The sequence below is a fragment of the Odoribacter splanchnicus DSM 20712 genome (assembly GCF_000190535.1).
GTDB classification, from domain to species: domain Bacteria; phylum Bacteroidota; class Bacteroidia; order Bacteroidales; family Marinifilaceae; genus Odoribacter; species Odoribacter splanchnicus.
Map to the genome: position 1 here is coordinate 3,207,954 of NC_015160.1, position 11,837 is coordinate 3,219,790.

The 11,837-nt window shown below is 40.2% G+C and carries 11 protein-coding genes; 9 read left to right on the plus strand and 2 right to left on the minus strand.

Annotated features, from left to right (window positions below):
* Positions 1 to 277 precede the first annotated feature (277 nt).
* The 6 genes from rplM to ODOSP_RS13570 all read left to right on the plus strand — a co-directional run bounded on the left by rplM (position 278) and on the right by ODOSP_RS13570 (position 5,213).
* The gene (rplM, locus tag ODOSP_RS13545) at positions 278 to 733 is read left to right on the plus strand and encodes a 50S ribosomal protein L13 (RefSeq protein WP_013612864.1); all 456 of its coding nucleotides are present in this window, start codon (positions 278 to 280) and stop codon (positions 731 to 733) included.
* 6 nt (positions 734 to 739) lie between these two features.
* Positions 740 to 1,126 carry a 30S ribosomal protein S9 gene (gene rpsI / locus ODOSP_RS13550; protein ID WP_013612865.1) on the plus strand — a complete coding sequence of 129 codons (387 nt, stop codon included), beginning with the start codon at positions 740 to 742 and terminating at the stop codon, positions 1,124 to 1,126.
* Positions 1,127 to 1,219: 93 nt separating this feature from the next.
* The gene (gene rpsB, locus ODOSP_RS13555) at positions 1,220 to 2,017 is read left to right on the plus strand and encodes a 30S ribosomal protein S2 (protein WP_013612866.1); all 798 of its coding nucleotides are present in this window, start codon (positions 1,220 to 1,222) and stop codon (positions 2,015 to 2,017) included.
* Positions 2,018 to 2,033: 16 nt separating this feature from the next.
* Positions 2,034 to 2,852, plus strand: coding sequence for a translation elongation factor Ts (gene tsf, locus ODOSP_RS13560; RefSeq protein WP_013612867.1), 819 nt, complete (start codon positions 2,034 to 2,036; stop codon positions 2,850 to 2,852).
* A gap of 167 nt (positions 2,853 to 3,019) precedes the next feature.
* Complete coding sequence (locus tag ODOSP_RS13565; RefSeq protein WP_157741851.1) at positions 3,020 to 4,570, plus strand: ArnT family glycosyltransferase; 1,551 nt, start codon at positions 3,020 to 3,022, stop codon at positions 4,568 to 4,570.
* A 7-nt stretch (positions 4,571 to 4,577) separates the two neighbouring features.
* Positions 4,578 to 5,213: a lipid-A-disaccharide synthase N-terminal domain-containing protein gene (locus ODOSP_RS13570; protein ID WP_013612869.1), complete on the plus strand. Its 636-nt coding sequence runs from the start codon at positions 4,578 to 4,580 to the stop codon at positions 5,211 to 5,213.
* Between the two features lie 125 nt (positions 5,214 to 5,338).
* On the opposite strand, the gene ODOSP_RS13575 is transcribed toward ODOSP_RS13570, so the two are convergent.
* A complete protein-coding gene (locus ODOSP_RS13575) occupies positions 5,339 to 6,070 on the minus strand; it encodes a glycosyltransferase (RefSeq protein ID WP_013612870.1) in 732 nt (243 codons plus the stop codon).
* Between the two features lie 103 nt (positions 6,071 to 6,173).
* Between ODOSP_RS13575 and ODOSP_RS13580 the strand changes: the two genes are divergently transcribed.
* Both ODOSP_RS13580 and ODOSP_RS13585 read left to right on the plus strand, forming a co-directional pair.
* On the plus strand, positions 6,174 to 8,165 hold the full coding sequence (locus ODOSP_RS13580) for an LTA synthase family protein (protein ID WP_013612871.1): 1,992 nt from the start codon (positions 6,174 to 6,176) through the stop codon (positions 8,163 to 8,165).
* Positions 8,166 to 8,171: 6 nt separating this feature from the next.
* Positions 8,172 to 9,125: a glycosyltransferase family 2 protein gene (locus tag ODOSP_RS13585; protein WP_013612872.1), complete on the plus strand. Its 954-nt coding sequence runs from the start codon at positions 8,172 to 8,174 to the stop codon at positions 9,123 to 9,125.
* Positions 9,126 to 9,186: 61 nt separating this feature from the next.
* Here the strand turns inward: ODOSP_RS13585 and ODOSP_RS13590 are convergent, their stop codons facing one another.
* Complete coding sequence (locus ODOSP_RS13590; protein WP_228026216.1) at positions 9,187 to 10,914, minus strand: ArnT family glycosyltransferase; 1,728 nt, start codon at positions 10,912 to 10,914, stop codon at positions 9,187 to 9,189.
* A gap of 173 nt (positions 10,915 to 11,087) precedes the next feature.
* Between ODOSP_RS13590 and pyrH the strand changes: the two genes are divergently transcribed.
* Positions 11,088 to 11,795 (plus strand): UMP kinase, encoded by a 708-nt coding sequence (gene pyrH, locus ODOSP_RS13595; protein WP_013612875.1) that lies wholly within the window; start codon positions 11,088 to 11,090, stop codon positions 11,793 to 11,795.
* Positions 11,796 to 11,837 lie beyond the last annotated feature (42 nt).

The following is an 11,837-nucleotide window of genomic DNA, read 5'->3' on the forward strand; positions in this document are numbered from 1 at the left end:
GAACGTTATCTGATCCTTCATTACGAATAATTCACAAAATCTATTTTATAGACAAAACTCTTTGATTATAAATAATCTTTGATTAAATTTGCCCCTCATTTTGGAGTGGTGCACACTTTTAAACTGCAAGGTTGAACCTTAGCCATTTACCTTGCAGGCACATTTTCAGTGAATGGGATTTTGGCCTGCCCGACTATGCGTTTTTCCCATTCTCCGTTAATTGCAAGGGTTTGCCGCGCCAAAAAACAAACAGATGTATCATTAAAAATTAAAAAAAGTGGATCAAGTAAGTTACAAAACAACTTATGTCAACAAAGTCACCGCACAAAAAGAGTGGGTTATTGTTGACGCAGAGAATCAGGTTTTGGGACGTCTTGCTTCTAAAGTTGCGAAACTGTTAAGAGGCAAATACAAACCGTCCTTTACTCCGTTTGAAGATTGTGGCGACAACGTCATCATCATCAACGCAGAAAAAGTAGTGTTAACCGGTAATAAGTTAACCGACAAATTGTACACTCGTCACACCGGATATCCCGGAGGCCAGCGTCACACCTCTCCGGCAGCAGTATTGAAAGTACATCCGGAAAGAGTAATCGAACACGCCGTTCGTGGTATGCTTCCTAAAAACCGTCTGGGAAGAGCAGTTTTGAAAAACCTTCACCTGTATGCAGGCACCGAACACAAACACGAAGCTCAACAGCCGAAGGTAATTGATTTAAACTCTTTAAATTAACAGATCATGGAAGTAATTAACGCAATCGGTAGAAGAAAAGCAGCAGTAGCTCGCGTTTACGTCAGTGAAGGAAAAGGCAATATCACCATCAACAAACGTCCGTTGGAAGAATATTTTACCTTACCTACACTCCAGTACATTGTTAAACAACCTCTCGAACTGTTGGGAGTTACCGGTCAATATGACATCAAGGTAAATCTGGACGGTGGTGGTTTCAAAGGCCAGGCAGAAGCCCTGCGTCTGGGTATCGCCAGAGCTCTGGTTGAAATCAATGCAGAAGACAAACCTAAATTAAGGGCAGCAGGTTTCATGACACGTGATCCTCGCGAAGTTGAACGTAAGAAACCGGGGCGGCCCAAAGCACGTAAGAGATTCCAGTTCTCTAAACGTTAATCTCAGTTTAGTATCTAAATTGACAGGACTCCTTCAGTGGGACTACCTGGCAATTGCTTAAATGAAGAATGTAAACTTTTTAAAAACACAAAAATGTCAAATACGAATTTCGACGAATTATTAAATGCAGGTTGTCACTTCGGACACCTCACCCGTAAATGGAATCCTAAAATGGCTCCTTATATTTTTATGGAGCGTAATGATATCCACATCATTGACCTGAACAAAACAGCTATCATGCTGGACAAAGCTTCTGCAGCACTGAAACAGATCGCTAAGTCAGGCCGTAAAATTCTGTTTGTTGCAACAAAGAAACAGGCTAAGGACATTGTTGCTGAGAAAATTTCTAATATTAATATGCCTTATGTGACTGAAAGATGGCCGGGTGGTATGTTGACCAACTTCCCGACAATCCGTAAGGCAGTGAAGAAAATGACCACCATCGATAAGATGGAGAAAGACGGTACTTTCGACCACCTTTCAAAACGGGAAAAACTTCAGATCGCTCGTCAGCGGGCAAAACTCGACAAGAACTTAGGAAGTATTGCCGATCTGACCCGTCTGCCAGCAGCTCTTTTCGTTGTGGATGTAATGAAGGAATATATTGCAGTGAAAGAAGCTAAAAGTCTCGGTATTCCAGTATTTGCAATGGTAGACACCAACTCTGATCCGAGTTGTATTGATTTCGTCATTCCGTGTAATGACGATGCTTCTACTTCTATCAGTTTAGTTATCGACCGGGTAGCCGATGCTATCAAAGAAGGTTTGTCAGAACGTAAAGCTGAAAAAGACAAAGAAGGCACCGAAAAAAAACCGGCAGCTAAGAAAGTAGAAAAAGTAGCTGAAGGCGAAGCTGAAGAAGTTGCAGAAGAAGCAACAGAAGAACAATAATCAAAAAATTACAAACATGGAAATAAAAGCAGCTGATGTAATGAAGTTGCGTCATGCAACTAATGCCGGAATGATGGACTGTAAGAAAGCACTTCAGGAAGCTGAAGGAGATTTCGATAAAGCAGTAGACATCATCCGTAAAAGAGGCCTGATTGTTGCTAGCAAACGTGCAGACCGCGAAGCTAAAGAAGGCTGTGTTTTGGCTCACGCAGAAGGGAAGAAAGGGGTTTTGGTAAGCCTTAATTGTGAAACCGACTTCGTAGCTAAAAATGAAAACTTCATCAATTTCACCAAACAAATTCTGGATACAGCTTTTGAGAATATGCCTGCTGATAAAGATGCTCTTTTGGCATTACAAATCGGTGGCCGTTCTATCGCAGATCAGATTTCAGAACAAACCGGTGTGATCGGTGAAAAACTGGAATTAGCTTATTATGGCAAAATCGAAGCCGAAGCTACTATCGCTTATATTCACCCGGGTAATAAATTGGCTACTGTGATCGGTTTCAACAAAGATGCCGATACCCAAGTGAAAAAAGACATAGCGATGCAGGCTGCTGCAATGGCACCGATCGCTGTCGACAAAAACGACGTTCCTCAGGAAGTGATCGCTCACGAACTGGAAATCGGACGTGATAAAGCACGTGAAGAAGGAAAACCTGAAAACATGCTCGATAAAATCGCTGAAGGCCGTCTGAACAAATTTTATCAGGAGTCTACCCTGTTGAATCAGGCTTTTGTAAAAGATGCTAAACAAACGATCAAAGCTTATTTAGCAAGTCAGGACAAAGATCTGACCGTAACCGGATTTATTCGTTTTACACTGAACGATTGATCCGAACCCAATACAATAAGAGAGCCTTAGAAATAAGGCTCTTTTTTATTACCTCCGCCAAGCATAAATTTTTTTATTCCTTTATAGCCGAAAATGAAAATGAAACCTGCAACTTCAGGTAACCGAATTCATTTTTATACGTACGAAATATCTATAAAGGAAAAATGATGAAAATAACCAGATATTTACTTTTCTTTGCGTGCTTTATACCTCTCTTGTATTTCAGGGATTTTACTCCCAATAATGAATTGAAATATCTGAGTATTGCAGATGAAGCTCTCCGCGAAGGCCATTGGTTCACCTTTTGGAATCATGGCGCCCTATATGCCGACAAACCTCCTCTTTACCTCTGGATTGTCATGTTAGGTAAGTGGCTACTCGGTACACATTCGATGTTTTTCCTGGGATTGTTTTCTCTGATCCCGGCCTTGTGGATCCTGTTCATCATGGATAAATGGGTAAACACAGCCTTACCCTCCGACCTCAGGTTAAGCAGCCAATTCATGCTTCTGACAAGCGGTTTATTTACAGGCTCGGCCATTGTGCTACGCATGGATATGCTGATGTCTTTATTTATCATTCTAAGCCTGTATACTTTTTACCGCATCTATACCGGCCGATGTTCTCCTGCTGACCCGATCAAACTACCGATTTATATCTTTCTGGCCATTTTCACTAAAGGTCCGGTAGGTTTGATCATTCCTCTATTGACCATTCCGGCTTTTTTATTGGTAAAAAAACAATTCAAAACCATCGGTAAATATTTAGGTTGGAAACAATGGAGCATATTAATCGGGCTTTGCAGCTTGTGGTTTATTGCTGTATATCTCGAAGGGGGAAAAACCTATCTGAACAACCTGCTTTTCCACCAGACCATCAACAGGGCCGTCGATTCCTTCCATCACAAAGAACCTTTCTGGTATTATCTGAAAACGATCTGGTATTCACTCGCTCCCTGGACCCTATTTTACGTTGTCGTTCTCCTCATCGGGATACGCAAACACCTTTACAATAACGATATAAAACAATTATTCCTGACCATCCTTCTTACCGGTTTCGTGGTACTTACTTTTTCAAGTGCCAAACTGGATATTTATCTTTTACCCCTATTCCCCTTTATGGCTTATTTGGCTTTCCTATTACTCCCCGAAATAGCACTCCCCAAAATCTATTTTACTATCGTTCTACCTGCAGCCGTACTCGTATTCGTTTTTCCGGCTTTATTCTTCCTCCCAGCCTTTCTCTCCCTGCCTTGGTTAGAAAGCTCTTATTTCTATTTCGCCGCCTTCCTGCTGTCTTCGTCGGCTATTCTGTGCTTATATTATCTTTACAAAAATAGATTCACTAATGCGACGAATAGTCTTTCTGTCGGTTTGCTCTTGTCTATTCTCATTGGATCGGTGAACATTTCCGAATTAAATAAATACATCGGTTTGAAAAATATTACTCAAAAAGCGACAAGAATAGCCCAAGAAGATAGTATAAAAAATTACTATTTCTACAAACTTCGAAGTGGAAAGAATTTAGATTCTTACCTAAATAAACAAATTAATGAAGTAGATCTACCCACTATAGATAGTCTATCAGGAAAACAAAATTTTATTCTATTCGTAAATAGAAACACACTCAAAAAAGAAAGTAAATTATATAATTTTTCAAATAATAATGAGTCATATACAATTGGAGATTACAGTATTATAATTTTCCAACAAAACTAAAAATTCAATGATATACGCACTCGGTTTTTTAGCACAAATTTGCTTCTCTGCCCGCTTACTTATTCAGTGGATTATATCTGAAAAAGAAAAGCAGGTAGTATCCCCTACTCTGTTCTGGTTATTAAGCTTATTAGGTTCATACTTACTTTTCTTTTACGGTTGGTTGCGAAATGACTTTGCCATAATTTTAGGACAACTTATATCCTACTACATCTACATTTGGAATTTGAACATGAAAAACAGCTGGCAAAAGATTCCGGTACTCATCCGCTACATTCTCCTCATAACCCCGATCGTAGCCATCGGATATATGTTAGCAGAGGTAAAAGGGTTCATCAATCAATTTTTCTACAATGAAAACATTCCTTTCGGCCTGCTTCTCTGGGGGTCTTTAGGGCAGATTATTTTCACTCTTCGCTTCGTCTACCAGTGGGTTTATTCGCGTAGGCACCATGACTCCATTTTACCGATGGGATTTTGGTTGATCAGTCTCAGCGGATCGTTGATTATCGTATCCTATGCCTTGGTGAGGCACGACCCGGTTTTAATTTTAGGCCAGTCGACGGGATTAGTCGTCTATTGCAGGGATATCTGGATTCTTTATAAAAATAAAAAACAAAATCCTGACCGGATCGAAGCTTAGAGCAAATTTCAGTTCTGTTTTAAATAGTATTCGCAGGATAAACATTTTTTAGATAATTTCAACTCATCGGAAAAAATCAGCTTTCCTAGCCGGTTCTTACCAACTCTATTCTTAAAAAATCTTTATTAAAGATGAGTATCTGCTATTTCATAATTTATATATCGTTTTTTCATCCAACGATACGCAAAGCAATCTTTAAAGGGTGATATGAGGCGATTGTATAAATTGTATTTCGATTTTTCAGCTATTCGCGGGTAATGACGCACCGGTACTTGTTTCACTTTTCCTTGTTGTAGCAGGATCAGAGCCGGTAAAAAACGATGCATTCCAGTAAAAAAAGGTATTCGTTGCGCATATTCAGTATGCAAAATTTTTAAGGGGCATCCGGTGTCTTTCACCCCATCTTTTGTCATCAGTCTTCGAAACCCATTAGCTACTTTCGAGGACATATTTTTCACCAGACTATCCTTCCGTCCCACCCGAATCCCCATGACCAGCTCATAATCATCGGTATATTCCAACAAAAGATTGAAATCTTCAGGTGTAGTTTGTAAATCAGCATCTATATATCCGACCAACCTGGAGCAGGTATAATCGATTCCTGCTTTCATAGCTGCGCTCAATCCACAGTTTTTAGCCAAACCGATATAAAAAAAATCTTTATTCCGCCGGCAAATTTCTCTGATCAAATCACCGCTCCCATCTTGCGACCCGTCGTTCACAAACAAAATACAAGATTTCACTTTCGATTTTTTCAGAAAAGCCGACAAAGCAGTTTCAAGCCGCAACATATTTCCCCTTTCATTATATACCGGAACAATCACGGTCAGGTCATAATCAGAAGTTTTATTAGTCATCATATTTAAAAATATAAAGTTGTATTAATTCATCCTATATTCAAACTATAGTAATATTAAAAATGTATCTTTACGCCGTATTTTAAACCCTATTTTTTCTAAAATGCGAACATTTTCTCACCCCGGTTACAAACGGTTCTTATTGTCTGTAGGATGTTTGTTATCCATACATTTCACCGCTTTATTCTTTCTCACACTATTCAGACTCGTTTTTTTCTTCAGCGCCAATTACGATTTTCCGGATCAGGAGCATGTCGGTTTTATGTCGATATGGCCTGCCTTTATCCGGGGAGTCTGGTTCGATAATGTAATCGCTTGTTACATACTCCTCATCCCTTTAGTAGCTGTTTCCATTTCGGCTTTGTTCAACTACTACGGAAAAATACTCTGGAATGTTACATGTATTTTTTTCAGTTTATTCTATGGAATCGTATTGCTGGTTACGGCAGCCAATATTCCCTATTTTCAATATTTCTTTAAAATCATCAATTCGTCGGTCTTCAATTGGTTCGGCTATATGAATACGACAGCCGGCATGGTATTCGGAGAAACCTCCTACTACCCTCCTTTGATCGGCTTTCTATTGACTTTAGTGTTATTTATCTGGCTCATGCGACGATTGATCCGTCATTTTCAACGTTTACTAAATACAAAAAATCCGTCTGTCTTTTGGCTCGACCGTATTTATATCTTCCTGACAGCCTGCATCTGTATCGGCCTCTGCCTGTTCGGTATCCGGGGACGTACCGGATATAATCCGATAAAAGTCAGTGCAGCTTATTATTGTACCGATCCGTTTTTGAATCAATTGGGCATCAGTCCGGTATTCAATCTGTTAAGCAGTACGTTAGACGATTCACGGAAAGAAAACCGATACCTTCATCTTATGCCGGAAAACGAAGCGTTGGAAAATACCCGACACTATTTAAACCGGCCGGGAATCGAAGGGATCTCTCCCATTGCACGCCAAATCAACGCCTCCGACAGTTTAAGACGTCCGAATATTGTGCTGATTTTTATGGAATCGATGTCTGCCCATCTGATGAAACGTTTTGGACAGCAGAAGGAGCTGACTCCTTTTCTGGACAGTTTATACCGACAATCCTTAGCATTCTCTAATTTTTATTCCTCAGGAATCCATACGAATCATGGCATGTATGCGACCCTTTATTCTTTTCCTTCCATCTTAAAACGAAACGCGATGAAAGGTTCTGTCATTCCCACTTATTCCGGTCTTCCGACTATATTAAAAGAACAGGGTTACCGCACCATGTTCTTTATGACCCACGAATCCCAATACGACAATATGAATGCTTTTTTTCGTACCAATGGCTTCGACGAGATCTTTTCTCAGGAAAACTACCCGTCCGAAAAAGTAGTCAATGGTTTCGGCGTACAAGATGATTTTCTTTACGACTATGCACTGAATCATTTGAAAAAACAGTCCGCTCAGACTAGTCCGTTTTTTGCTGTCTTACTTTCTATCAGCAACCATCCTCCTTACGTGATTCCGTCCTATTTCCAGCCTAAAAGTAAAAACATAGAAGAACAAATCGTAGAATACGCCGACTGGTCGATTCGTCAATTCATACATAAAGCCTCGCAACAACCTTGGTTCGACAATACGATCTTCGTCTTATTGGGCGATCACGGAAAATTAGTCGGCAATCCGGATAGTGAAATGCCTCAATCGTACAATCACATTCCTTTGATGTTTTATGCTCCCGCACTTCTCACCGCAGAAGAAAAAGAAAATTTCGGAGGACAGATCGACGTAGCTCCTACTTTATTGGGTATGTTACGTATCAATTATATTCAAAACAATCTGGGAATAGATTTATTAAAAGAAGAACGTCCTTGTATGTTTTTTAGCGCAGACAATATGTTAGGAGTCAAAGACACAAAACATTTCTATATTTACGATACGGAAAGTAAACAAGAGTTCAATTATAATATTCATAACGGAACTCTAAGCCCGGCAACAGCGAATACGACATTCGACTCACTGAAAACCTATGCCTTCTCCATGTTGCAAACGACAGAATATCTGATCCGTAAACAACTGACAACCGACAAACCACATTCTAATCCATAATAAACCATGAATACAACCCACCTTATTATCGTAGTTCCGTGTTATAATGAGGAAAGCGTACTTCCGGAAACTATCCGGCAATTATCCGGCGTCCTGAACAGAATGCTGGAAAACGGAAAAATCTCCATTGGAAAAATATTATTTGTCGACGACGGCAGTAAAGACAAAACCTGGGAAATCATTACCGAGGCAGGTAAAACAAACGGACTCGTCGGTGGTTTAAAATTGGCTCATAATTCCGGTCATCAATATGCCTTGTTAGCAGGCCTGGAATGGGCCAGTACACACTGCGATGCCGCCATTTCAATCGATGCCGATTTACAGGACGATGTCGATGCTATCGAAGAGATGACCGATTGTTTCCTACAGGGAGCGGATATTGTCTATGGAGTAAGGCGGGAACGGACGACCGATACCTGGTTTAAGAAAAATACAGCTTTATTATTCTATCAGCTAATCCGTAAAATGGGAAGCGATGTCGTCTATAATCATGCCGACTTCCGACTGATGAGTAAACGCGCATTACAGGCACTCGTATCCTATCCGGAACGCAATCTATTTCTTCGTGGAATAGTCCGGCTAATCGGTTTCCCCGAAGCTTACGTATATTATGACCGGAAAAGCCGGTTTGCAGGAGAATCCAAATATCCGTTCAAAAAGATGCTTTCTTTTGCCCTGGACGGTATTACCTCTTTTTCTGTAAAACCGCTTCAGCTAATCCTGACGGGAGGATTTATTTTCGGAATAATCGTCCCCATTATCATGATTATTTACGCCTTGGTACAACATGCTCATGCCCATACCATACCGGGTTGGACCTCCTTACTGGTCTCTATCTGGTTTATCGGTGGAATGATTATGATGGCTATCGGAATAACCGGAATATATATCGGAAAGATTTACAAAGAAGTGAAACAACGTCCCCGTTATTTTATCGAAGAAGATGTCAATCTGAAATAAATAACCGGGCTATTTGCAGATGGTCGGATATTTTCCGACCATCTGCAAAACACGGTTTCTGTTAAAAACGTTCTTCCGTTTCTGCATTTCCTATCGCCTTCTCTTTGGTAAAATGAAGAATATGGATTATATCTCTGACATCACAACTCCGGCGATTCGAAGTATAAACCGTATCTAAAACATATTCCTCTCCATATTTCTGACGAAATTCTTCCAATAGCCCCTGCTTCACTAAAACGTAGCCTTCTTCAGGCAATTCTTTTTCAAAAAGCGCCATCCGGTCACCATTGAAAAAATTGACACTATAGAAGAAATAAGTATAAGAATAAATTTTGCCTTCGGGCACCCATTTCCGTGCTTCCTGCGCCAAACCGATATCCGATTTGGTATTCAATACGGCAGGCTGATAAACTCCGTCCAAAACGACAAATATCGTAAACAATAATCCGCACAAAGTATACAATACCTGAGTATTCCAGGGTTTACTTTTCAATTTTCTAAGCAAAACAACGACAGCAACAATCGGTAAAAAGATCAGAACAATATTGAATAAATTCATTGGAATTTCTTCCAACGCATGCAAAAAAGCGATATTCTCTACAGCCCTTTTACCCGCAAAAATCGTGTCGGGAACAGCTCCTGCTTTCACGACAAAAAATACGACAGTCAGTAAAATAATAAGGCAAGAGATAACGATAGCAAAAATCTTTATGGCAGTTTTCCCCATACGAACCAACCAAAGAAAATAAACCGCCAGAAAATAACCGATAAAAGGGTATATCGGTAACAGATAAACACTTCTCTTACTTGCAGGGATACAATAAAATACAAATATCAGTGCTATAGTCAAAAAAGAATACAAGTGAACCGGATCACTGGTCCGGACTTTCTCTACCGTTTGTTGCCACTTCTCTTTCCAGGTCCCGGTCCATTTGCGGTAACGCAAACAGAAAAGAGAGAAGAGCAACAACAAAGTCCAGGGGAGATAGCCGGCCATAAGCATATAAATATTATAATAAAAAGGATTTTCATGGGAAGCATAAGACATCTTACCTAAAAACCGCCCGAAATTTTCTTCCATCATCAAATCTAAAAATTCCTGCTTTCCTTCGTTGTAAGCCAAAACATACCAAATGGCAGGTAAAACACAAGCCAATAGGGCTATCCCGATAAAACGCAAAACCAATTTCCAGAAATGTCCTTTTCTTATCCAAAGAAATACGCCGGCTACCAAACAAGGTAAAATAATCCCCACCGGTCCTTTAGTCAAGGTAGCACATCCCATAAACAGAATAGCCAGCCAGGGGATCCCTCTCAAATCTTTTTCATACCACGAATAAAAACGGATAATAGCCAACACAATAAAAGCGGTCAATACCATATCTACCCGGCAGGTGAAACCGGCACGGTGTACCTCGAAACAGGTCAACATGACAAAGGCGGTCAATAACCCGACAGTTGCCCCTTTACGTCTGGCATAAAACCAATAAATAGCGGCAGCCATAATGATCAGGGCCAAAGCAGACGGAACCCGGGAGGAGTATTCGGACACTTCACCGCACAAAGTGGAAACAGCAGCCACACTCCAATGCAAAAAAGGAGGTTTAAAAGCAATCTCACCATCATAATTCCGGGGCAAAATCCAATTCCCGTGTTCCAACATAGAATAAGCCACAATAGCTTCCCGAGGCTCACCTTTCGTATTATAATCCGTTAAACCTAAAAGAGGGAAAATGGTTAATACACATATTGATAATAATATCAACAAATTACGATTCTGTTCGTTCATCTTCATCAATGATAAAAAATTAACAATAAAAACTACGATCTATTTTTTATACAGGCTTTGCTCTATAATCGGATAAAAATAACTAGTTTTGTTGTAATTTTTCACAATATAGAAAATCTTTTTGATAGAATAAACGATAAAAATGAAATCTGTCATTCAACTTTAAACCTAACATGATGAAATTTAACAGGATACTTCTTAAACTCAGCGGAGAGTCGTTAATGGGCGCTCAAAAATACGGGATAGACGTGACCCGTGTCGAAAGCTACGCCCGACAAATAAAAGAAATCGCCGAAATGGGCATCCAGATAGGAATAGTAATCGGCGGAGGAAATATTTTCCGGGGACTGAGCGGTACCAATAAAGGATTCGACCGGGTTAAAGGAGATAGTATGGGTATGTTGGCCACCGTAATCAATAGTCTGGCACTCAGTTCGGCACTCGACAACGAGAATTGCCGGAACAAAGTACTGACAGCTATACGCATGGAGCCCATCGGAGAATTCTACTCCAAAGCCAAAGCGATAGAATACCTTGAAAACGGCTATGTCACCATTTTCAGTGCCGGAACGGGTAATCCCTATTTCACAACCGATACAGGCAGTAGTTTGCGTGCCATAGAAATAGAAGCCGATGCCATGTTGAAAGGGACACGGGTAGACGGTATTTATACCGCCGATCCGGAAAAAGATCCGACAGCCACCAAATTCGAGAAAATCACGTATGACGAAATTTATAATAAAGGGTTAAAAGTCATGGATCTCACCGCAACGACCATGTGCAAAGAAAACCACCTTCCTATCGTTGTTTTCAATATGGATGTTGAAGGAAACCTTAAAAAATTAATGGAAGGCCAACAGATCGGTACGATCGTCTATTAATCTGCTAATATAATATGAACTAATAGGTTGATGTTTGTTATT

Coding starts and splice junctions, on each gene's coding strand:
- rpsB (WP_013612866.1), top strand. CDS start 1,220: ATGTCAAATACGAATTTCGACGAATTATTAAATGCAGGTTGTCACTTC.
- ODOSP_RS13570 (WP_013612869.1), top strand. CDS start 4,578: ATGATATACGCACTCGGTTTTTTAGCACAAATTTGCTTCTCTGCCCGC.
- ODOSP_RS13575 (WP_013612870.1), bottom strand. CDS start 6,070: ATGACTAATAAAACTTCTGATTATGACCTGACCGTGATTGTTCCGGTA.
- rpsI (WP_013612865.1), top strand. CDS start 740: ATGGAAGTAATTAACGCAATCGGTAGAAGAAAAGCAGCAGTAGCTCGC.
- ODOSP_RS13590 (WP_228026216.1), bottom strand. CDS start 10,914: ATGAACGAACAGAATCGTAATTTGTTGATATTATTATCAATATGTGTA.
- ODOSP_RS13580 (WP_013612871.1), top strand. CDS start 6,174: ATGCGAACATTTTCTCACCCCGGTTACAAACGGTTCTTATTGTCTGTA.
- ODOSP_RS13565 (WP_157741851.1), top strand. CDS start 3,020: ATGAAAATAACCAGATATTTACTTTTCTTTGCGTGCTTTATACCTCTC.
- pyrH (WP_013612875.1), top strand. CDS start 11,088: ATGATGAAATTTAACAGGATACTTCTTAAACTCAGCGGAGAGTCGTTA.
- ODOSP_RS13585 (WP_013612872.1), top strand. CDS start 8,172: ATGAATACAACCCACCTTATTATCGTAGTTCCGTGTTATAATGAGGAA.
- tsf (WP_013612867.1), top strand. CDS start 2,034: ATGGAAATAAAAGCAGCTGATGTAATGAAGTTGCGTCATGCAACTAAT.